This is a genomic window from Shewanella sp. BC20, assembly GCF_003129585.1.
In the GTDB taxonomy this organism is placed as follows: Bacteria; Pseudomonadota; Gammaproteobacteria; order Enterobacterales; family Shewanellaceae; genus Shewanella; species Shewanella seohaensis.
Genome location: NZ_NHRI01000003.1, coordinates 306,416 through 328,412, shown reverse-complemented (window position 1 = coordinate 328,412; position 21,997 = coordinate 306,416). Strand labels below are relative to the sequence as shown.

Annotated in this window: 16 protein-coding genes and 2 tRNA genes; 9 read left to right on the top strand and 9 right to left on the bottom strand. The window is 46.7% G+C overall.

Features of this window, described 5'->3' with window-relative positions; genetic code table 11:
- Window positions 1-15: 15 nt before the first annotated feature.
- The 3 genes from CBX96_RS05610 to CBX96_RS05600 all read left to right on the top strand — a co-directional run bounded on the left by CBX96_RS05610 (window position 16) and on the right by CBX96_RS05600 (window position 1,837).
- Complete coding sequence (locus CBX96_RS05610) at window positions 16-1,395, top strand: MATE family efflux transporter (RefSeq protein ID WP_109286015.1); 1,380 nt, start codon at window positions 16-18, stop codon at window positions 1,393-1,395.
- Between the two features lie 250 nt (window positions 1,396-1,645).
- A tRNA-Val gene (locus CBX96_RS05605) sits at window positions 1,646-1,722 on the top strand.
- A 38-nt stretch (window positions 1,723-1,760) separates the two neighbouring features.
- Window positions 1,761-1,837, top strand: a tRNA-Val gene (locus CBX96_RS05600).
- Between the two features lie 374 nt (window positions 1,838-2,211).
- Here the strand turns inward: CBX96_RS05600 and CBX96_RS05595 are convergent.
- Window positions 2,212-3,192: an MDR family oxidoreductase gene (locus CBX96_RS05595; protein WP_109286014.1), complete on the bottom strand. Its 981-nt coding sequence runs from the start codon at window positions 3,190-3,192 to the stop codon at window positions 2,212-2,214.
- Window positions 3,193-3,284: 92 nt separating this feature from the next.
- Window positions 3,285-3,932, bottom strand: a complete 648-nt coding sequence (locus tag CBX96_RS05590) for a TetR/AcrR family transcriptional regulator (protein ID WP_109286013.1) — start codon at window positions 3,930-3,932, stop codon at window positions 3,285-3,287.
- Window positions 3,933-4,056: 124 nt separating this feature from the next.
- Here CBX96_RS05590 and CBX96_RS05585 point away from each other — a divergent pair, with 124 nt between their 5' ends.
- Window positions 4,057-4,941, top strand: a complete 885-nt coding sequence (locus CBX96_RS05585; protein WP_109286012.1) for a LysR family transcriptional regulator — start codon at window positions 4,057-4,059, stop codon at window positions 4,939-4,941.
- Between the two features lie 86 nt (window positions 4,942-5,027).
- Here the strand turns inward: CBX96_RS05585 and CBX96_RS05580 are convergent, their stop codons facing one another.
- The 4 genes from CBX96_RS05580 to CBX96_RS05565 all read right to left on the bottom strand — a co-directional run bounded on the left by CBX96_RS05580 (window position 5,028) and on the right by CBX96_RS05565 (window position 9,766).
- The gene (locus tag CBX96_RS05580; RefSeq protein WP_258294138.1) at window positions 5,028-6,158 is read right to left on the bottom strand and encodes a hypothetical protein; all 1,131 of its coding nucleotides are present in this window, start codon (window positions 6,156-6,158) and stop codon (window positions 5,028-5,030) included.
- An 80-nt stretch (window positions 6,159-6,238) separates the two neighbouring features.
- Window positions 6,239-7,483 carry a hypothetical protein gene (locus CBX96_RS05575; RefSeq protein ID WP_109286010.1) on the bottom strand — a complete coding sequence of 415 codons (1,245 nt, stop codon included), beginning with the start codon at window positions 7,481-7,483 and terminating at the stop codon, window positions 6,239-6,241.
- A gap of 381 nt (window positions 7,484-7,864) precedes the next feature.
- Window positions 7,865-8,218 carry a cytochrome c3 family protein gene (locus CBX96_RS05570; RefSeq protein ID WP_109286009.1) on the bottom strand — a complete coding sequence of 118 codons (354 nt, stop codon included), beginning with the start codon at window positions 8,216-8,218 and terminating at the stop codon, window positions 7,865-7,867.
- A 27-nt stretch (window positions 8,219-8,245) separates the two neighbouring features.
- Entirely contained in the window at window positions 8,246-9,766 is a 1,521-nt protein-coding gene (locus CBX96_RS05565; RefSeq protein ID WP_109286008.1) for a flavocytochrome c, read from the bottom strand.
- A gap of 754 nt (window positions 9,767-10,520) precedes the next feature.
- Here CBX96_RS05565 and CBX96_RS05560 point away from each other — a divergent pair.
- Window positions 10,521-12,152 (top strand): methyl-accepting chemotaxis protein, encoded by a 1,632-nt coding sequence (locus CBX96_RS05560; RefSeq protein WP_109286007.1) that lies wholly within the window; start codon window positions 10,521-10,523, stop codon window positions 12,150-12,152.
- A gap of 207 nt (window positions 12,153-12,359) precedes the next feature.
- Here the strand turns inward: CBX96_RS05560 and CBX96_RS05555 are convergent, their stop codons facing one another.
- The 3 genes from CBX96_RS05555 to CBX96_RS05545 are packed head-to-tail and all read right to left on the bottom strand — an operon-like array spanning window position 12,360 to window position 18,140.
- A complete protein-coding gene (locus CBX96_RS05555; protein ID WP_109286006.1) occupies window positions 12,360-13,868 on the bottom strand; it encodes a sigma-54 dependent transcriptional regulator in 1,509 nt (502 codons plus the stop codon).
- Window positions 13,869-13,876: 8 nt separating this feature from the next.
- Window positions 13,877-17,236 carry a PAS domain S-box protein gene (locus CBX96_RS05550; protein ID WP_109286005.1) on the bottom strand — a complete coding sequence of 1,120 codons (3,360 nt, stop codon included), beginning with the start codon at window positions 17,234-17,236 and terminating at the stop codon, window positions 13,877-13,879.
- 1 nt (window position 17,237) lies between these two features.
- Window positions 17,238-18,140 carry a phosphate/phosphite/phosphonate ABC transporter substrate-binding protein gene (locus CBX96_RS05545; protein WP_109286004.1) on the bottom strand — a complete coding sequence of 301 codons (903 nt, stop codon included), beginning with the start codon at window positions 18,138-18,140 and terminating at the stop codon, window positions 17,238-17,240.
- Window positions 18,141-18,451: 311 nt separating this feature from the next.
- Between CBX96_RS05545 and CBX96_RS05540 the strand changes: the two genes are divergently transcribed.
- The 4 genes from CBX96_RS05540 to CBX96_RS05525 all read left to right on the top strand — a co-directional run bounded on the left by CBX96_RS05540 (window position 18,452) and on the right by CBX96_RS05525 (window position 21,947).
- Window positions 18,452-19,687: a PP2C family protein-serine/threonine phosphatase gene (locus tag CBX96_RS05540; RefSeq protein WP_109286003.1), complete on the top strand. Its 1,236-nt coding sequence runs from the start codon at window positions 18,452-18,454 to the stop codon at window positions 19,685-19,687.
- Complete coding sequence (locus CBX96_RS05535) at window positions 19,684-20,079, top strand: ATP-binding protein (protein ID WP_109286002.1); 396 nt, start codon at window positions 19,684-19,686, stop codon at window positions 20,077-20,079. Before CBX96_RS05540 ends, CBX96_RS05535 begins: the two co-directional genes overlap by 4 nt.
- A 222-nt stretch (window positions 20,080-20,301) precedes the next feature.
- Window positions 20,302-20,643 (top strand): STAS domain-containing protein, encoded by a 342-nt coding sequence (locus tag CBX96_RS05530; protein ID WP_089067812.1) that lies wholly within the window; start codon window positions 20,302-20,304, stop codon window positions 20,641-20,643.
- A 35-nt stretch (window positions 20,644-20,678) separates the two neighbouring features.
- On the top strand, window positions 20,679-21,947 hold the full coding sequence (locus CBX96_RS05525; protein WP_181382145.1) for a polysaccharide biosynthesis/export family protein: 1,269 nt from the start codon (window positions 20,679-20,681) through the stop codon (window positions 21,945-21,947).
- Window positions 21,948-21,997: the final 50 nt, after the last annotated feature.

The window sequence follows — 21,997 nt, the reverse complement described above, 5'->3', positions numbered from 1 at the left end:
TTAAAGGCTGTATTTATGAATCATTCAGGCTTTCAGGCCAAACGCTTAATTCAACTCGCACTCCCAGTGTTGATCGCCCAAGTCACGCAGACCATGATGGGCTTTATCGATACCGTTATGGCGGGCCGCGTCAGTGCTGTCGATATGGCCGCCGTGGCTGTGGGAACTAGTCTGTGGTTACCCGCAATTCTATTCGTTCAAGGGTTACTAATGGCATTTACGCCTTTATTTGCCCATCATAATGGTGCAAATAATCAAAAAGCCATTCAACCGTTGGCGTTTCAAGGCGCTTATCTGGCCTTAATCGGTGGCCTTGGCGTGATGGTGTTTCTTGCATCCGCCCCACTCGTGCTCAGCCATATGAATTTAGAGCCCCAATTGTACAACTTAACCATAGGATATATCGACGGTATTTTATGGGGCGCGCCCGCATTTGTGCTCTACCAGGTATTACGCGGTTGCAGTGAAGGGATTTCTTACACATTACCGACCATGATCATCGGATTCGTGGGGTTAGCGGTGAATATTCCGGCAAACTATATCTTTATCTATGGCCATTTCGGCGTGCCTGCCATGGGCGGCGCCGGTTGTGGTGTCGCGACCGCACTGGTGTTTTGGGCCATGTTGATAGCCATGACGATTTATATGCAGTTTCATAAAAAGTTTGCCGCATTGGCGCCCTTTAGCCAGTTCCATCGCCCCGATTTTGCCACTATGAAGAAGATGACGAAGCTTGGGATGCCGATTGCGATGGCCCTCTTCTTTGAGGTGAGCCTGTTTGCGATTATCGCCCTGCTGCTGGCGCCATTAGGCGCGACTGTGGTGGCCAGCCATCAGATTGCGTTGAACTTCTCCGCCATAGTATTTATGTTGCCACTTTCGATAGGTATTGCCGTCTCGATTCGTATTGGCTACTACCTCGGCCGCGATCGTGCGGATATTTCTGCCGTGGTGGCAAAGGTCGGATTGTGGTTGGCGCTTTCATTGGCCTTGTCGACGGCAATCTTAACTGTGTTATTCCGTTTCCAAATCGCCGAGTTGTATAACGGCGATCCAGAAGTGGTGGTACTTGCGGGCAGTTTGATGCTGATGGCCGCGCTGTATCAATTATCTGACTCTGTCCAAGTGGTCGCCGCCGGCGCCTTGCGTGGATATAAAGATACCCGCAGTGCGTTTTATATCACGCTGTTCTCCTATTGGGGCATCGGCATGACATTAGGTTACACCTTGGCGTATACCGACTTAATCGTCCCCGCCATGGGCGCCCATGGTTTTTGGACAGGATTAATTGCAGGCCTCACCTCGGCGGCGCTGCTGTTTTTCATCCGCCTTCGTTATATTCAAAAGCATGGTGTGCATTTAAGTTTGATTGAAGGCGACAGCGTGCATCACTAAGTAGATGGAAAGATAAACGGCGAGCTAAATGCTCGCCGTTTTATTCCGTGCGGGGTGATTTTGGCTTGCATAACAATCTAACTTGCCGTTTTATCAACAACTTTGCTGAAACACTGGACAAGTTGCACAGCAATTCACCATTTGACAATAAAATTCATTTTTTTGCTTGCCAGCCTTTCGCTATCCCCCTAATATAGCGCTCGTTCCGAAGCACAACGCAAAGTAGTGTTGTCGTAACGATTAAAACAATGCACCCGTAGCTCAGTTGGTTAGAGCACTACCTTGACATGGTAGGGGTCGGTGGTTCGAGTCCACTCGGGTGTACCACTCTATTCAAAGAGTATAAACTTCGAAATTCAAACAGTGCACCCGTAGCTCAGTTGGTTAGAGCACTACCTTGACATGGTAGGGGTCGGTGGTTCGAGTCCACTCGGGTGTACCATATCTTGCTTTACCTCGCTATAAAACCTCAATTTATTATGATTTACCCCATTAGGATTCTAGATGCATATTTGTGCCTAAGATAAAATCTTCATGCCTATTCTCGATTTTTCCTAAAACATTCAAACATGCCCCCCCCTTCGGTTATACCTAATTTTGCCTCTATTGCTTAATCCAGATTTACCGGAATTTCTCTCAAATTCGCCGTTTTCTAAATGTGAGCCCATTTCGTGCCAAACCAGTTGGCACAAAATGCTTTTGACGATTTTTGTTGTTCCTTAAGTGAGAAGGTTTTATTTTGCTAACGATTTATTGAGATAAGTGCATTAAACATTGGTTAATCATATTGCTTGACAGTCGATGTTTAAAAGTAAATTACAGCTTAACTAGTACACGCCCAGTCGTTTGACCTTGCACAATTTTATGTGCGAAATCAGGAACCTCTGCTAATGAAATCTGTTGGCAAGCTTGTTGATAAAAATGAGTTGGTAGTGCTTCAATCACAGCTTCCCATGCCGCTTTTCGTTTCTCAAATGGACAAGAAACGGAGTCGATCCCAAGTAACTTCACACCCCGCAAAATAAACGGCATAACAGTTGTTGGTAATGCAAAACCGCCCGCTAATCCACAGATAGCCGCTGCACCACCATATTGTATTTGCGCTAATGCTTTAGCGAGGATCTTGTTGCCAACCGTATCGACCACCCCCGCCCAGCGCTGCGCCTCAAGCGGTTTAGCATCTTGTTCAAGTTCACTGCGAGCGATCACATCTACAGCACCTAGTGCTTTCAATAATGGCGCATTCTCTTCAACCCGACCACTGCAAGCAACCACACGATAGCCTGCATTGGCGAGCAAAGCCACTGCCACAGAACCCACACCACCACTGGCACCTGTTACGAGAACATCGCCACTTTGGGGTGTCACCCCTGCCTGTTGCAGCGCTTGCATGCACAACATCGCAGTAAGCCCTGCCGTGCCTATCATCATGGCTTTCGCGGCATCACAACCTTGCGGCAGATGCACTAGCCAGTCGGCGTTAACTCGCGCTTTTTGCGCCATACCACCCCAATGGTTTTCACCCACACCCCAGCCCGTCATAATCACCTGATCGCCGACTTGGTATCTCGTATCTGTGGATCCGCGCACCACACCCGCAAAATCGATGCCTGGAACCATGGGAAACTGGCGAATGATTTTGCCCGTGCCAGTCACTGCTAAACCATCTTTATAATTCAATGAGGAGTATGCTACATCGACTAAAACTTCACCTTCTGGTAGTTCAGCATCATTAATCTGTGTAACTTGAGCGTTTATACGACCATCTATTTGGGTTAAAACTAAAGCATCAAACATAAGTTTTCTCCGCAAGCTATATTAAAAAATTAACATATTAACAACGAGACTCTTATGGATATGCAGTCTCATAAATTCAAAAAGCTTTATCGTCAAGCAGCCGATGAAGCGCAAGATAAGTTCGATAACCACTTGGCAAATACAAACTCAGTTGGAATACGTTTATCCGAGTGCCCCATTAACTGAGTTAACGCATAACTAAATTGACAATAGAGCTGTATATCATTCGCTTGTCTATTGGAGTCATCACTATTTATCATTGCGCCACGAAGATAGTCCATGACGAGTTCAGTTCGATTAAACCCTGGAATATCACCAACTTCTGAGATCGTATTTCTATTCCATTGAGTGTATTCATCACATATTTTTTCAAATCGCTGCCGGCAACTCGTTGTCGCTTCGAATAATAAAGTTTGATTGGGCATAATACGCTCAATCACAAACCGTTGTTGCGATAAGACTTGATGAAGTCGATAGCAGTGATGATATAAGAATCTGCTAAAAGGATCTGGATATCGCTGTGCGTCCTGCTTTGCCGCAAAGAGCCACTCATCGTATTGGGCAGAAGCGACGGCAACGATAAGATCAGCTTCTGTTGTAAAATGATTATAGATAGTGCCTTTCGATATTTGACTCACCTGCACCAAATGAGAACGACATAAATCAAATGTTTTGTGTCCTCTCAAGCTACGCAGTGCAACTTGTGTTAGGTAGTCTCTCCTTTGCTCCCAACTACTCATCTCGACCTCACCACATTCTGACAATCAATAACATTGCAACTTCACAATCAAACAATAACAGTGTTTAACGCAAGGCCAAATTGAGTAATACTGATACCATCATGAATAAACTCAATAGCAACAAATGTTAAAAATTGAACTACTTGAGAGTTTTATTGCAATAGCGGAATGCGGCAACTTATCAAAAGCGGCAGATAAAGTCTGCCGCACACAATCAACCTTGAGTTTACAAGTCAAAAAGCTTGAAGAGGTCGTTGGTCAATCGTTGTTGCTGCGAGACAACAAAGGCGTAGCCTTAACCGAGGCTGGTTTAACGCTATTAAATTACGCCTATAAAATGATGCAACTCAATTCGCAGGCAATGAATGAATTAAAAGACTGTCCCAACCGAGAAACTATCAGATTAGGGGTGCCTACCGACTACATCGGATGTTATTTGAACAGTTGTTTATTGGAATTTATTCGAGAATTCACCTGTATCGAACTCGTGATCGACACTGATGTCAGTGGGAATCTGTTTAAGCGCCTACAGCAGGGGGAATTTGACCTCATCGTGGCAACCCACTGGCAAACACCTATTAACGGTGAGTTGCTGTTCTCCAGACGCTTTTATTGGGTTGCAGCCAAAGATGGCAACGCACATAAACGCGAGACGATTCCGATGGCGCTTTACCCAGAAAACTGCCCGATACGTGCGCAGGTATTTGCCAATCATCAACTCAATATGCGGCCAATTCATGTATTGTTATCCACTCCATCACCACAGGCCTTATGTATGGCGGTAGAGAATGATCTTGTCATTGCGCCCATTGCCGAGTTTCGCATTAATGAACAGATGCAAATATTGGATCCACTCGAATATGGCTTACCACCTCTTCCTCTCTTTAATGAATCTATTTATCTCAATCCAGAAACGCAAACAGACGCCACAATTCAGCTAATCGCATTACTCAAAGCAAATGTAGATCATTTAGAAAATGCAGAATCATGCGTAATCTCGGTGAGATAAACAACGTTTTATCGCTAACCTATTTGAACGTATGCCAACATAAATATTGGCATACATATAAGTCGGAAATACTTTTTTAGCACCGCTTAGAAATAATATCCGAAATTAATATTAACTCGCTTATCCCAACTATCACCGATTTCAGGTAAACCAACATGACCATTGTCACGAGTGGAGGCATACATGTTTTTACCCATAATAAAATCGACCATGGTATAAGTCGGGCCTGCAGCAATGGCGCAGCCAGTCACATTTTGATAGCTGGTATCATAGCTATCATCGGATACATCCGGTGTCACCATGCCAAAATCATTATAGAACTTAAGACTACCCCAATCGGTCGTGACTGTCTTTGCGATATTAACACTGTATGCCTGCGCCTTAGAGGCAATCTCATACTGCCAATTGTAAGCAGCGACCGCTATTTTATTACTATCTATGGCATCGGCTGCATCATATTCATACTGCATAGCCTGCAGTTGTAGGCCCCAACCATTGTAGGTCGCATCCAGATGAATCGCGACAGCATAGCGGTCACCATTGTTGCCTGTTGCATCGTTATAGATCTGGCCGTATTCGATAGAGCCACCCAAAAGTGTTTTGCCGCCTTCATAGCTCATCTCGTACATTTGACGTAGATTTAACTGGTTCGTCTCTTCGTTATTGTATTCGGTGCCGTTAACAATACCGCTGTACAGATCAGTTGAGTAACGATCGGCGCGGCCAGCACCATATTCTGCATTCTTATAGAAGGCCATTTCGGTCCCCCAAGCGCCCTTCTGGTATACCCCTTTCACTCCTAAGTCGTAATCATCTTCGAATCCTAAGTAGTAAGGCACACCAAACCAGAAGCTGTTTGAAATAAATCCAGGATTACCAAAAGGAACCTGATTCACGCCAAACTGAATCTGCCAGTCAGCACTAAGGTCGTAAAATCCATAACCATAACGCAGCGCTTGCCAGCCATCATAAAAACGGTATTCACTGGCAAGTCCCCACTCACCCAGCTTACCGTTAAACTTAATTGCCGCCATATCGAAAGTAAGATCGCCGCCCTTATCTTTTGAGCTCTGACTGTAATCTTTATAGGCATAATTCACCCTAACTGTACCGCCAATATCAATGCCATTTTGTGGTTCTTCTGCCTGCACCGCACTCGTTGTCAATGCAAGGAAAATCCATGCCGCGACAAGATATAAGTTTAGATTTTTCATCATTTACCTCTTTATTTCCCATGCAATTTTAGGTGCACGGTACCACTTCATTTAGCCTTGTTTTTGGCCTTGTTTTTCCGTTATTACCACTTCAAGTTAGTCAGATCACACTGAATAACCTCATCTTTATTTGCCGGAGTCCCTGGATGTTTCGCCGACTCACACAGCAGTGTCGTGCCATAGTCATTGCGCTTGTCATGGGCATTACTTCTGGCCCAAACCGAAACAATAGCCCGCTCATGAGGCTTAGCTTCACAGCTACCATCGATATCAAAAGCATGTATTGTGTTCTGGTGAAAATACATCAAGGGATCTTGCTGATAGCTGCTGGCTAACCACATGGTATGGCCATTGTGCTGTGCGGCATCGAATTGCACTCTGCGCATCTTGTCATCTTGCTTCACCGTCTTGAGCAAGGGTGAATCAGCACGTACTGCAAAACTCTTAAATTGGTTGACGCATGCGGGCACGCGCATGTTGTAGTAGATTTCCGCAATCGCATGATTGTGATAGGGATAAAGCGTATCGACTGACTGCACCGTCATCCCCACTTCAGCACCCACCTTTTCACCATTAATCTCATCGATACGCAGTAACCCCCAATGACCGAAGATCTCAGCATAGGCATAACCACCGCGGATGTTGTTAAAATTCTTATCATTTCGCTTACTCTCTTCGGCATACATAGGAAACCAACCTGCTGCTGCCCACAAATTGGGTAGAGTGTTGGCGCTGATATCATATGGAAAGGTTGAAGGCATTTTCACTTCATCACCAGTGACCATCTTATAGAAATTATCAGTGAAGATCTGACCTAATTTCTGTACCTCTTTATTTGTCACCTTTGTTTTAAAGAATTCATCAAACGTTGTACGCTTGAAATACTGCGCAACGGGTGAGTGTTTGGTTAATTCGCCACCGGGGTTATAAATCCAATTAACCTCTTCACGGGCGCCGAAACATTGTTTGGCTTTGTCGGCGTTGTGGATCACCTGATAGAGGTTTTTCACCATCAACTGCATGTCTCTACGATCCATAATGCACATCTTATTTGCACTCAGGGTCGAATCGACAATGGCCTCATCAGAATTCAGGCAGTGACTGTTTTCGCCATTGGTTAACGCGATAGCGTAGGCCTTAAGGTAGGTTAGCGTCTCATCCCAAAGCATATCGAGATACTTTTGATCTGCTTTCGAATGCTTGACAGGTTCTCCCAAACACTTAAACCGCGCGTTGTATATATCTGTCTCATCTAAAAAGTCAGGTATATCAGTCGCCATTGCAGCATTTGCTGATAACAATGACAGAGCAATGATTGCCTTTTTCATTCATCTCATCCTTATTCACATATTATTTTTCTAACCACTTACCGAGTGAATAATACGCTTGGAATCCATTCCAAAAATGTAGCCAGCACATAAGTAACTTTGCCTAGCAGGCACAAAACAACGCTAGTCACACAATTTATAAAATTATATTTAACAAGGGAGACTAATTTAAAAAAATAAAAAAGCCCCTTAGTCATAATCACTAAGGGGCACATAAGGCGAGGATGTTAACTATAAATTTCTTTGCAGGGATAATTTAATTTGTCAATTCGCTATATTTATTTCACAAGCTTAGTTGCGCCCAATTTATATCATCTTAAAAAATAAAGCGAGCTAATATCGAGTGATAGCCTAGGGTAATCCTAGGCCATGTCGGAGCCTTTACTTTTTATACTTGTCAAACTTAAAGGTGTGGCAATTACTGCATAAAGGTTGCTTCGACTTATGTTCACCGTGACATTCCTGACACGGCAAATCTTTACCATAATGCAGATTATTATGTGGATTCTGCCACTTATCCTCTTCACTACGAGCCGTTTTCTGGGCTAAATCATCCACATCGTGACACTGCAAACAAGCTTGATCCGAAGGAAATTGCTTGATGCCATTGTCGTGACATACCTTACAATCTTTGCCAATGACTTCTTTATGCCAAGGACGTTGCTCTACGGCTTGAGCAGACAGACTCACCAAGCCACCTAAGACCAGCGCGAGTACAATATTTAACATTTTCATTATTGATTCCTCTTATTTACTAGCCACTTAGGCTTGCATCATGCTGCGGGCGGCTGTCATACCCATCACCATACATTCTGGAATTGAGCAGCTCCCCAAACGGCTAACACCGTGAATACCGCCACAAACTTCACCAGCGGCATACAAACCAGGGATAGGTTGACCCGTAAAGCTGTCTTTTACTTGCGCCTTAGTATTGACCTGCACACCACCTTGGCAGTAATGCACTTTTGGCCATAGGCGAACTACGGTAAATGGCGCTTCAATATATTTATCCTTGGCTTTTGTCATATTCTTGTTAAATTGCTTATCAACACCCGTTTTGACATAGCCGTTATATTCTTCAATCTGTGCTTTTAATGGCTCGATTGGTACGCCAAAGTGTTTCGCTAACTCCTCAAGAGTATCGAACTTCCAACCCACATTATATTTAAGTACTTTGGCAGTATTAGGATGCTGCTTAGAGTCCTTAAAACTCGTAATTAAAATGGGTGGTAGCGGTTCACCTTTAGCATCACGACATGCCAACTCCGCATCGGCTCGTGTTTTCCTGTCCGCAATCTCATCCATGAAGCGTTTACCAGTCATACAGTTAATCGCAATTGAATGTGGGAAATTAAAAATAGAATAATTAGATACATAGCCAAAGCCGCCTTCATCGGGCGAAGCCCATGGCCCAGATTGGATATGGGCAAGGTGGACAGGCACTGCCCCTAAGCGGAACATTTCCAACATGCCCTCACCGGTCGCGCCAGGCGCATTGGTACAGCCTACTTCAGAGGTTAGCGTCGGATCTTGCGCCATCCGAAAATCGATATTCTGCGCAAAGCCGCCGGTCGCCATCAGCACGCCTCGCAATGCTCGAATATTAACAACCTTCCCTGGTTGATCTTCAGCAAAGTGATAGTTTTCGCGCATTTTCACACCGACAACATTTCCCTTATCCCCCAAAATGAAACCTTCAAACTTAGCGCGGTTATGGGTCTTTACACCTAGCCTGCGGCACTCTTTTAGCAGAGGTTGAGTAATACCGGCACCACAACTCACACTCGTTTGGTAAGTTCGAGCAACGGAATGACCACCCAGTTGCTGCAAATATGGATGAAATTCAGCTCCTGCATCTAACGTCATTTGCAGCGCCTCTACAGCATGTGAAGCCACATGCCGTAATAAGCTCTCGTCCGCAATACCGCGGCCAGATGCAATTTGATCCGCAACCATTTTTTCAACTGAATCATCAATGCCTTCTTTTTTCTGCATTGGCGTCCCAGGTGCCGCGAATAAACCGCCATTAATTGCAGAGTTACCGCCGAAATAAGACATTTTTTCAAATATATGTACATCTTTAGCGCCTTTGCGAATAGCCTCTATACCTGCAGCTAATCCCGCAAAACCAGACCCCACAATTAGCACTTCAACTTCTTTATCCCATTTAACACCGTCGGCCTTTTCTGATAACGCCATAGCAGGTGCAGCAATCGCAACACCTGTAGCGGCACCTAAGCCTTTAATAAAATTACGGCGTCCTAGCAGATCATATTTGCTCATCTGTCATCACCCTTGTTGTTTTAATAGACAGGAACATATTAAAGATGGAACGCATTCCAAAACGAGAGAACATTTAAAGTTGCTTTAATCCAAATCGGCAACATCGCAGAAGTATTAAGTAACGTTAGTTTCTCTAAGAAAATTGACTTATGCAGATTTATGGAATTAATTCCAGAGACTTTGTTATCCAAACCTAATAACGGCAACAAATTCAATTTATTTGTTTAAATGTCACACGAGATATTGAGTTTCAGACATGCCTGGCCAAGTCAGTTATTCAGTGACTTGTGCATGGCGTGAGTATCGGCAACTTGCGCGTTGTAATTTCGTATACTTAAACAATCGCAGAGTAGTTACTCTATTCTGTACATAGCCGTTTCTGAGATTGAGGGAGGTAATGGCTAAGTCGCTGAGCAATAGCCTGCTCATCGGGCCTGAAGGTAAACGAACCTAAGTTATTTAAGGCACTTGGTTGTATTGTTTCGAGTTGGCGTTTTTATAGGAGACTTAAGGTAAGTGGCTTGATTGCTCTGAAAATCATGCCGTTCTGCTAATCTACATCAAAATCAGTTCAACCGATGTGGGAAACAAAGCTCCTTTAGAAACCAGCAAATAACTGCTGTTAATTCAGCGATTAATTATCCGTTGGCATAGCGAAAGTTGAATGTCTGGCTTATATATTTATGGAGGGAATAAGCCTGTATCAGGCGTCGGATAAACACATTTGAGCATAATCATCATTGCTGGGGTTTACATGCGTAATCTAAAGATAAGTCACCTATTACTTGGCGCGTTTGCGATTCCTATTATTGCGATTCTAGGGTTAACCATGATGGCTATTGGCAAAATGCAAGTCATCAATGATCAGTCCACCGTCATATCCAACGACTGGTTGCCCTCCGTACGGGTCATTGAGCGACTCAACGGTCAAACCGCAGATCTTAGGGTATTAGAATCCCGACATATTCTTTCGTTGGATAGTGATCAGATGCAAGAAACCGAAAGAGAGCTGGATAAAACCAAAGCGCAAATCGATGAATCTATCCGCACCTACGAGCAACTGATCAGCGGCAATGAAGAACGAAATATCTTCAATAATTTTCAGCGCTTATATAAGGAATATCTGGTCGTTCATCAGAAGCTGCTGGTACTGTCACGGGCAAATAAAAACGAAGATGCTAAGCAATTGCTGCTGACGGAGTCACTCGCTGCGTATAACGAATATTCGGATTTATTGCTGAAGTTATCGGATCTGAATTACAAAGGCGCGCAGGATGCAAGCAGCTATGGCGATGTGATTTACGATGAATCGATCACAATAATGGTATCCATCTTAGTCATAGTGTCACTATTGGTGTTAGCCACCTCCATCTTCATCTCAAAATTTATTATTACCTCCATTAATACTGTGCAGAGTTTTATTGCCAAACTGGCTAATGGCGATCTTACCGACCGAATTCAGGATACCGGTAGCAATGAATTAGGCCTCTTGGCTCAGGGGTGTAATGAGACAGCCGATAAAATTTCTGAGATGACAGAGCAATTGATTACCGTCGCCGACAATACCGCCACTTCGGCCGAAATCCTCGCCTCCACCATGAATCAGGTTGAACATAATTCCCAGCACATGTTGGTTCAGGTCGAGCAAATCGCGACGGCGCTCAATGAAATGTCCAGCACCGCGCTAGAAGTGAGTAAAAATGCGACCGAGGCCGAAACCAGCGCCGGCGAAGCAATGGCAAACGTCTCAGAGGGCAATAAATCGCTCGGCGAGTCCGATAATATTTCAGTAAAAATCGGGGCGGCGATCCGAGATTCAGGCTCGATTGTGAATCAGTTGAAAGACTATTCTATTGAGATTGGCTCGGTTATTGATGTGATTACCAGTATTTCCGAACAAACCAACCTATTGGCACTCAATGCGGCGATTGAAGCGGCAAGGGCTGGTGAAGCGGGTCGCGGTTTTGCCGTTGTCGCCGATGAGGTTCGCTCTCTTGCGGCTAAAACCCAGCAATCCACCATTGATATCCAAGAAATTATTTCAAAATTACAGTCTCAGGCGGAAAAGGCCGACCATTATATGAAGGCCAACACCAGTTTGCTGGATGAGTCCCAAATGGTATCGGAAAAAGTGCGCAGAGCTTTCCAGGGGATTTCTGCCTCAGTCAATGCGATTTCTAACGTCAATACAGTGGTCGCTACGGCCTCGAGCGAACAATCGAGCGTGACCGAGGATATTTCCAGAAATATCTCTTCAACGGTAGAAATGGTCGATCAAAACGTGGTGGGCGTCGGCAGCGCCAGTAAGGCTTGCCACGATGTGTTATCAGAAGCGGGTAAGCAAAAACAATTACTCGCTTTCTTCAAGACCAAACGTCGTCATTGATTAGGGAATAGGTTTAAGGCTGTGGGTCGATTGTGAGTTAAACCGAACCTCTCAGCGTTAGCACGCTTGAGATTTAGCACAGCCTAGGTTAGTGGAGTCTAGATTACTGGAGCCTAGGCTGCGCAACAAAAGAGGATAAATATCTAACCGCAGACACTGTTGAAGCTGTGTTAATACAAGTGTCTGCGGCTCAAATGCAGCGATTTATTAAGTTGAACGTTCCGCTTGTTCTTCCCATGTCATCCGTTTGCGATAAATGGTCGATGGGCTGATATCCAGTAGTGCTGCCGCTTTAGGAACATTACCATCACACAGGGCAATCGCCCCTTCTATCGTTTGCTTTTCGGTTAACCACAGTGGTTGGATCCGCGTCTCTTGGATGTGTGGATGCGCCTCTGGCGTGGACTCTGGCACTAATTCGCTGTTCATCCGTGGAATAGCGTTATCTATGTTCAGTGGATTGTTAGGCTGCGTATGGGTTTCAGTCTGGGCACTATTTTGTGAAAGCATACTGGTATGAACTTGTACATTGCTCCTCAGTTGCGAGGCCTGCTTCAGCGGTGCGGGGAACATGCTGGGCTCGACATGACTTGCGTCATTGAGCACCACAATTTGGCGAATCACGTTCTGAAGTTGCCTCACATTACCCGGCCAATCATAGGCTTGCAGCATACTCGCGGCTTGAGGGTTAAAGTCGACAAACTGTTTACCTTCTTCCTTGCTGTAGGTTTTTAATAACTGTTTAGCCAGTAAAAGCACATCGCTGCCCCGCTCGCGCAAAGGGGGCAGTTCAATGGGGATAACATGCAGGCGGTAGAACAAATCCTCGCGAAAATGCCCAAGTTTGACTTCTTCCCAGGGTTCGCGATTGGTCGCGCTGATAAAACGAATATCCACATGCTCTTCCTTGGAGCCGCCCACCCGCTGGAAAGTCCCCGTTTGGATAAACCGCAGTAGTTTACTCTGGAGCTCTAAATCCATTTCGCAGATTTCGTCGAGGAACAAGGTGCCACCGTCGGCACGAGTCGCCGCGCCATCTCGGTTGCTGTGGGCGCCGGTAAATGCGCCCTTACAGTGGCCAAAAATTTCGCTTTCAATCAGATCCTTTGGAATAGAGGCGCAGTTTAAGGCGATAAAAGGCTTGTCGGCGCGGTTACCCACTTGGTGAATGGCCTGAGCGCACACCTCTTTACCCGTACCGCTCTCCCCCATAATAAATACCGACGCCTTACTGTTAGCGACACAATCTATGGTTTTGTACACGCTCTGCATTGCCAGCGAATCACCGATAAACCCTTGGTAATGGCCTTTCGGTAAGCTGTTTTCATACTGAGTGACGAGCTCTAAGAGTTGCTTTTGCTTGAGCGCATTGCGAACGGTAATAGAAAGCCTTTTACTATCAAAGGGTTTGACTAAAAAATCGAATGCCCCTGAACGCATGGCGTCGATGGCAATATCGATACTGCCGTGGGCGGTGATCATAATTGTGCTGATATGGGGATAGCGCTGCTGCACTTGCTTGAGGATATCCAGCCCCGACATATCCGGCAGCTTGATATCGAGGATCAGCAGATCGGGCTGCCAGTTGGACAATTCACTTAAGGCGTCTGCGCCGCAATGGGCATGGGTCACTTTTATGTCCTCGGCACGCAGATACTCAGTGTAGAGCGCGCTGAGTGACAGGCTATCTTCGACCAATAATGCAGAATAATTCATAGCTATCCCTATTGTATAAAACGTTCCGTTAATACGCTGTGTGTCTGCTTACCAAGGGCATCAATTTGTGCCATCAGCTCTGGGATGGCGCCCAGTTGTTGCTCACGGGCGCAGGTTTCTAATTTTCGGGCAAGTACAAATAATGCCGCCGCCCCAAAGCTGCCCGAACTACTTTTTAGAGTGTGGGCTTGATCTTCTATCTCGTCCACTTGACTGGCCTTAAGAGCGTTTAAGTTCTCGAGCCGCTGCGCTAACTCATCGCAGAAGATACTCATCATATTCGATAGACTCGCCTTACCCAGGGTTTGCTCAAGCTCCGCAAGCAGCGGCTCATCGAGCAGACTCGCAGTATTTTCAGCGGGTTTTACCGGGCTTTGTAAACTGACAACGGCATTGGGCAACCACTTTTGAATCACCTGCAACAAGGTCTTTTGTTTGACCGGTTTGGCGATAAAGTCCTTCATTCCAACTTGATAACAATGCTCTATCTCTTCTTTCATCACATTGGCGGACATAGCGAGGATCACTTGCTCTGGGTGCTGCTGCAAAATAATTTGTGTGGCCTCAAGCCCATCCATTTCGGGCATACGCACGTCCATCAAGACGAGATCGAAGGGCTTGTTATCGACTAAGTTAACCGCCTCGACACCGTTACAGGCGTAAGTGACATCAAAGCCTGCCTTGGTGAGCATAGTTCCAGCAATGATTTGGTTGGCGGGACTATCCTCCGCCAGCAAAATGTGGCCTTGGAATCTCTCTTGAGCCACGTATTCCTCTTCAAATTCGTTTGCAAGCGCATCCTTACTCAAGAGTGCCAACTGCATCGCACGGCTTAACGGCTTATTGATCACTTGGTCTAGACCTAAGGTCGTCAAGGTTTGGCCTATCTCAGTGCTCATCCCCGACACCAAAGCCACCATGGAGCCATCGGGCGCTAAATGTGCTTTTCGTAATTGGTGGACATCTTTTTCATCCACCTCGAAGAAAAAAGTTTCATCGAGCAGGATAAGATTGAACGGCCCCTTAAATTGCTTGGCGCGTTTAATCGATGGCCAATCCTGCACCTCGACCGTTTCCACGCCATATTGCGAATATTGTTTCGATACGAGCCTGAGCCAGGTCGCGTCTTGATGGGCAAGCAGTACCCGCGAATGCGCGGGGAAGTAATAGCTATGGCAGAAGTTGCTATCAAGCAGCTGCAAAGACACATAAAAGGTAAAGCAACTGCCCTTACCGAGTTCGCTGCGTAATTCGATACTGCCGCCCATCATAGTGATAAGCTCGCTACAGATGGCTAAACCTAGACCCGTGCCCTTGTAGTTGGTGTTGTGGGTATCATGGACTTGGCTGAATTCTTGGAATAATTTGCTTTGAGCCTCCGCCGCAATCCCAATACCGGGATCGGTAACGCGGCAATAGAGTTGCACCTCTGTTTGATGATTGTCCGGCAGCCACATTTCGACGGTAATGGTGCCAGAGGAAGTGAACTTAATCGCATTATCCACCAAGTTATGCAGCACTTGGCGTAAGCGCTGCTGATCGCCAACCACAGTGCGGGGCACATTACGGTTTACAAAGCTCACCAGCTGTAATCCTTTCTCAAAGGCCTTAGGCTCCAGAATTTGCAGCACCTGGGCTACCAGTTTGTCCGGTTCAAATTCATGGGACTCAAGCACCATTTGTCCGGCTTCAATCTTAGAGAAGTCCAAAATATCGTTAATGGTATGCAGCAACGCACTGCCCGCTTCCCGCGCGATATTGGCGTGAATGCGCTGATCCTTACTCAGGGACGAATCGAGTAATAATTCCACCCCGCCTAAAATCGCATTCAGTGGCGAGCGGATCTCATGGCTCATGGTCGCTAAGAAGCGCGATTTCACCCGGCTGCCCTGCTCAGCTTGTTCCTTAGCGAGTTGCAACTTGAGTTCGTTGGCTTTGCGCTCGGAAATATCCCGTAAAAACGCCGTAAACAGCACTTCATCACCAAGCTGAATAGGCACCACCTCAAGCTCAATGGGAATTTGATGACCCGCCTTGCAACGGGCCTGCAATTCAACCCGTTTATTGAGGATCTGCCCTTCACCCGTTTGTTTATAATGGGCCATCCCTTGTCGGTGCCCATGGTGGTGCTCATCAGGAATGATTAAGTCTTCTAACAAGGCCCCTACCGCCTCTTCGCGGCTGTAACCAAAGAGCCGTGTGGCCGCGAGGTTAAACTCGATCACTTTCCCCGACATATCGATAGTGATCAAACAATCTTGGCTCGCCGCTAAGGTGGCAAGCAGCACGGACTCGGTTTTCGCCGCTGCAATTTCTTTGCGTTTTGCTTCGGATAAGTCTTTGACTAAACCGATAAACATCGCCCGATTGTCGATGCTCATCTGCGACACGGATAAAGCAATGGGAAATAACTGCCCATCCTTACGTTGCGCCGTTAACTCGCGGCTGGTGCCGATGATTTTGGCAACATGGGTCGTGAAGTACTGCTGAATGTAACCATCGTGCAGCGGTCTTTGGTCGAACGGCATGAAAATCGATACATTCTGGCCAATCAATTCATTGTGAGCATAACCAAAGAGTCGACTGACGGCGGGGTTGATGTCGGTGATGATGCCAAACTCATTGATGATCACAAAGCCATCGACCGCTGACTCTAAAATAGTATTGAGTCGGATATTCGCCGCTTCCAACGCCTTGGTCCGCGCATCGACCTTATCCACCATGTTGTTGAAAGCGCGAGTCATCTGGGCGATTTCATCCTTGCCCTTCACGGGGACACGCACCCCCAATTCCCCCGCTAAAATGCGTTTCGAGGCGCTGGTCAGTTGGGTTAAATTACGGGTGAGATAATGCCCCAACAACAGTGAAAACAAGGCCACCAGCAACATTTCAACCCCTGCTATCGAGAGGATCTGCTGTGTCACTGTATGAACGAGGTTCTCAAGGCTTTGTGTCTCAAAGCCCATACTGACTGAGCCAAAATGATAGCCGTTGACTTCAATGGATTGCACCAGATCGAAGATCCCATCATCCACTTGATCTAAGTGTTCATCCGCCTGATGGGAGACTTGAATGTATTTATCGGCGCCGCCATAGGCCAAAATACGGTTCTGATCTGACACAGTGACGTACAGCACTTCCTTGTGACTCAGCAGCTCTTGGATCAATGACTGCAGCGTTGCGAGATCGTTGCTGATCACCGCATCCTGCGCGGCGACCGAAAACAAGGTTAAGGTGGTCTCGGCCCGTTTTTCAATTTGCGACTGATTGGACAATTTAAGGTAGTTAATGCTGGTATACACCAACAAAAACAATAGTAAGCCTTCGATTAAGGCGATCCCTAAAATGGTTTTCAGTCTAAAGGACACACTATTTCTCCTCGAGCGGCTTGGTTAATGTCCCCAGTTTTAATTCACGAACATCATCCCAATCCTTGTCTTCTGCCGCCACAAAGGAAGAAAAGTCGACGGATTGTAGTAAGGCTTGCCCCTGTGGCGTCGTGGATAGCGCCATTAATTGTTCGAGTAACTGCTGACGCTGCGCCTTTGTCACTCTGGGATGGGTTGCAATGGCGTGGGGCGTGTAGGTTGGCGACTGCCAAAGCACATTTAGCTGCTGTTTTTGTGCATCGGTCAAATTGTTAAAAGTGCGCTGCACCCCGCCACCGGCATCAACGAGTCCTTGAAGTACGGCTAAGTAAACCGAGTCATGGGAGCCAACATATTTCACCTGCACATCGATATTACCCTGCTTTAAATGCGCTCTCGGTAATACGCTGGCCGCGAATGCGGCAGGTGCGGGAAAAGCTAAGGTTTTGCCCGCAAGCTCGGTTAAGGACTTTATCGGCGAATCCTTACGGACAACGAGCAATCCTTTCAGTTTTTTGTCCTTTTCCCGCGCAAGCGCTTGGTAGCCAGGCGCTTCATGAAACACCACATAATGATAGGGATTCATATAGGCAATATCGTATTGCCCATCTTTCAGGCGTTGCTCAAAGGTGGGAATGTCGGGCGCCGTTGCAAATTGCAATTGATAATTTGCATTTTCGGACAAGGCCGCCAAGATTGGCGGCCACAGCTTAGCCAGTTGAATAGCCGATTGCTGGGGAACTACGCCAAAGATCAATATGGGTTTTGTGTTTTTTGCGTCGAGAGGAGCTTGGGCATTAACCGGTGAAATTAAACTTATCATGAGGATTATCAAATAGATAAATTGCCAATGACTCGCCTTATTCGGTGTCGACTGGGTGCTTAATGTCGAAAACTTATCCATGCTAAATGTCCTTTTGTTAATGATATGCAGGCTACACAGGGAGCCTCAACCTAGCGCGCCCTGAGGTGATATCAGCAACCCCTATGCCACAAAAAATACCACCAATAAAAACAATCACCTTGGAGAACATTGCACAAAAGATAAACTCACTATGGATGACGGATTTGCATTTTGCAACAAACTACAAAAAATCAGTCTTTAGCTTGGCCTTGCCAGCGCATGTAGACAGTATCAACCTCAATTAGCAGGCTTTTTTTAAATGGGCATAGCTCTTGCTATCGAAGAATATTCGCCATTATCGGAGCCAGACTATGCCGTTCTCTTCGTTGTCATCCATGCAAGCCGTTACCTTGTCTGTGCTGGTCGTGGAAGATACGGACAGTGAGCGCCTTTATATCACTCAGCTATTGAGGCAGTTTGGTTGGTTAGTTCAGAGCCTAAGCAATGGTCAGGAGGCGGTGGATTATCTCGCGCACAACGAGGTACATATCATTGTCAGCGATTGGCGCATGCCCAAGATGAATGGTATTGAGCTGTGCCAAATCGTTAAAAATCATCAATTACCGCCCTTTGTTATCCTGTTAACTTCTAATAATCAGACCGCCGACATAGTGCTGGGTATTGCAGCCGGCGCCGATGATTTTATCTGTAAACCGTTTCACCCAGAGCTACTCAAGGTCAGAATGTTAGCCGCGATGCGTATCGTGCAGCTGCAGCACCATCTGAGCCGCAACAATCAACTGTTACAGCAAGGGCTGGCTAAGGAATCCGCCTTGCTCAGTACCCTAAAACAAGATTTAGTTTCTGCCGCGAAAGTGCAGCGGGAATTGCTGCCCCGCAGTAAAACCTTGCCAAGGGGCTGGCAGTTACACCATGAGTTTCAACCCGCCCATTACCTTGCAGGGGATTTATATCAGTGTTTTGATTTGGGTGATGGTGAACTTGGTTTTTTCCTGATCGATGCCGCAGGCCATGGCGTTGCCGCCGCGCTGCAGAGTGTCAGCCTTGCCCAGCGTTTGTCGCTAGAGCGAACCGATTGGCGTGGCTTGTCGCCACAGGAGATAGTCAATCAGCTCAATCGTGAGTTAAGCGATCCCGATAATACTGGCCGTTTCGTGACTCTGCTACTTGGAAAGATCCATACCCAGACTGGCGAGCTGCGCCTGTGCAGCGCCGGCCATCCTGCGCCGTTACTGCTGAGTGAAACTGACTGCGCGCCTTTGCCTCTTGATACCGAATTGCCCCTTGGGATCCACGCCGCCGTGCAGTATCAAGATCAACTCATAAGGCTTGCACCTGGGGCTCGATTATTGCTGTTTTCCGATGGTGCCTACGAGTGCCAACACCCTAAATTTGGTTTTTTTGGCTTAGAACGGTTACAAGCCCTGTGCCGTAATGCCTACAGCCTAAACGACCAAGACTTGCTGCGCCATTTAAGCCACGCCTTAAAGCTGTGGCAAAGCGGCACAACCCAAGATGATATTTCCATGATGTTAATTACTTACCCATCTGCCAACTATGCCAATATGGCTCTGGAGGCCCTATGAACAGCTTGCAGTTTAATCTCACCCATGAACAGTGGCGTCAACATCCCTTCTGTGACGAGTTAGAGCAGTTTATGCTGATGCAAAATGTGCATGAGCGCCAACGCTTTAAAGTGATTACCTGCGTACTCGAAGCGGTAAGTAATGTGATTAGCCATACTCAGGACACCCATGAGCCTATTGTGTTGATCGTGCATTGTAGCCACGACCGTATCATCGTCGATTTACTCGATCATTCCCCCACAGTGCCAAAGGTTGCCTTCGAGGAGTGTCCAAACCAACTGAGCGAGCATGGCCGTGGCCTGTGGATCATGTACAACTGGATGGATGCAGTGCGTTTTCAAACCACAGTGCTTGGTTCACACTTAAGATTAACCTTACTGCGTCATCATTAAACCCGCTCGATATCAAACCTAGCGGTAGGCTTACCAACCGCTAGGTTTGGTTTTCGCGTTACACAATCCCCATTGCAAATTGCAATGCATTTTCAAATCTGACTATAGCGCCCAGTTAATAAGCAAATTAACCACCTGATTTTAATCAATAAAAATCTTGGCCTGATAAATGCTATCTGAAGATGCGGTTTCAATACTAACTGGCAGGCAGAGGTGATTATCATGAAATTCTTCCCACTTGAAAAATACAACGCGAGCCTAGTGATATTTCCAACAGAGATGATGATGGCCAACACACCTACCCATAGAGCCGCGCTATTGCGGCATATGGAGCAGAATACCAACCGCTTAATCATCAATCTTGAACAAGTGAAATATATCGACTCTAGCGGATTGTCGGTGCTGATCTCCGCCCTTAAGCGGGCGCAGCAGCAAGATGGTGAAATTCTGCTGTTATCACCCTCGGCCCATGTGCGTGCTCTGATTGAACTGACGCGCTTACATCAGATATTCAGTATTTATGAAGATCAAGACGCGGCCATCGCGCACTTTAGTTGCCACTAGTCGAGCGAGAGCATCAACTAAGAGGGAGTGACATCATGGAAACCTTATCACACCGCCATGTAGGCAAGATTGAATGCAAACGCCGTTTTTCCTTGAGCCTAGCAACCCTAGGTGCCACTATTTGCATGTTAACGGCCTGCGTCACTCCCCAGCGCACCACTCAGGATCAACTCTGTCAGCAACAGGCAGGAGAATATTGCCACTACTTTGGGCCGCAAACCTCCTATCTGCGTCAGGCGGATCAACAGTTGTTAACGGCACAAACGGAAAACCTCAGTTTTAATCCAGCAGAAGTTCAAAACATTAGCGCCACATTCAGCGATACTGCCGCCTTAGATGTGCAGCTCTCAGTAGGTGATAAATTGCGGGTAGGAGTTTTACATGGCGAGGATTTCAGTGCCGATGTCGAGATTGATGCCAACGGTCAAATCTATCTGCCCTACTTACCGCCCATCAATGCCCAAGGTTTAACAATCGCCGCCCTCAAAGAGCGTATAAGCCAAACCTTAGTGAGCGAGCAATTGATGCAGGCCAGCAGTGTGCGCGTCAATATCAGCCCCATCGCCTGGGCACCGATTGAAGTGACCGTATTAGGTTCAGTGTTTGAACCTGGGCAGCACTTTATCAATCAAAAATCCGATACCGAAATTAAGGATGACGATAAGAGCCATAGCGGCGATCAGGCCAGTGATAGAACCATAGCCGCCGCCCTTCGCGCATCCGGAGGTGTTAGACCCGACGCCCAGATCCGCCAGGTACGCGTGATCCGCGGCCAGCAACATTTTTTACTGGATTTATCTGGGGTAATTAGCGGCACCCAAGTGCCACGCTTCCTCTTAAGTGCTGGCGATCAAATCTTTGTCCCAAGTACCCGCCGTTTTGAAGATAAACTGGTGCGTCCCTCGCAGATCACCGCGCCAGGGATCCGCGTGTTTATTTCAAACTTAACTCAACCGGCGAGCAGTAACTCACAATCTGCGGTGGATACCGAAGCGACACGTTTCCCCTACGGCACACGTCTGCTCACGGGGGCTATTGCGGCCAACTGTGTTGGCGGCGCCCAAAGCACCAATGCCAGTCGCCATGTGTTACTGGTGACCCGCAATCCGCTCTCGGATCAAACCGATATCGTCGAGCGTTCATTGGACAGCTTGATCCGTGAGTCTTGGCAGCCACAAATGAACCCTGTGTTGCTCCCCGGCGACGGCATAGCCTGTTATGACTCTGGCGTGACCAATGTGCGTGAGATTGCACGCAGCTTAACCGACTTACTGGTGCCCGCAAGTTTACTCGGTTTGCTGTAGTACGAACCTTGTAGTTCGGAACCAGCGCTTGGGTGACAGGTTACGTCACC

Coding starts and splice junctions, on each gene's coding strand:
- CBX96_RS05610 (WP_109286015.1), top strand. CDS start 16: ATGAATCATTCAGGCTTTCAGGCCAAACGCTTAATTCAACTCGCACTC.
- CBX96_RS05595 (WP_109286014.1), bottom strand. CDS start 3,192: ATGTTTGATGCTTTAGTTTTAACCCAAATAGATGGTCGTATAAACGCT.
- CBX96_RS05590 (WP_109286013.1), bottom strand. CDS start 3,932: ATGAGTAGTTGGGAGCAAAGGAGAGACTACCTAACACAAGTTGCACTG.
- CBX96_RS05585 (WP_109286012.1), top strand. CDS start 4,057: ATGTTAAAAATTGAACTACTTGAGAGTTTTATTGCAATAGCGGAATGC.
- CBX96_RS05580 (WP_258294138.1), bottom strand. CDS start 6,158: ATGATGAAAAATCTAAACTTATATCTTGTCGCGGCATGGATTTTCCTT.
- CBX96_RS05575 (WP_109286010.1), bottom strand. CDS start 7,483: ATGAAAAAGGCAATCATTGCTCTGTCATTGTTATCAGCAAATGCTGCA.
- CBX96_RS05570 (WP_109286009.1), bottom strand. CDS start 8,218: ATGAAAATGTTAAATATTGTACTCGCGCTGGTCTTAGGTGGCTTGGTG.
- CBX96_RS05565 (WP_109286008.1), bottom strand. CDS start 9,766: ATGAGCAAATATGATCTGCTAGGACGCCGTAATTTTATTAAAGGCTTA.
- CBX96_RS05560 (WP_109286007.1), top strand. CDS start 10,521: ATGCGTAATCTAAAGATAAGTCACCTATTACTTGGCGCGTTTGCGATT.
- CBX96_RS05555 (WP_109286006.1), bottom strand. CDS start 13,868: ATGAATTATTCTGCATTATTGGTCGAAGATAGCCTGTCACTCAGCGCG.
- CBX96_RS05545 (WP_109286004.1), bottom strand. CDS start 18,140: ATGGATAAGTTTTCGACATTAAGCACCCAGTCGACACCGAATAAGGCG.
- CBX96_RS05540 (WP_109286003.1), top strand. CDS start 18,452: ATGCCGTTCTCTTCGTTGTCATCCATGCAAGCCGTTACCTTGTCTGTG.
- CBX96_RS05535 (WP_109286002.1), top strand. CDS start 19,684: ATGAACAGCTTGCAGTTTAATCTCACCCATGAACAGTGGCGTCAACAT.
- CBX96_RS05530 (WP_089067812.1), top strand. CDS start 20,302: ATGAAATTCTTCCCACTTGAAAAATACAACGCGAGCCTAGTGATATTT.
- CBX96_RS05525 (WP_181382145.1), top strand. CDS start 20,679: ATGGAAACCTTATCACACCGCCATGTAGGCAAGATTGAATGCAAACGC.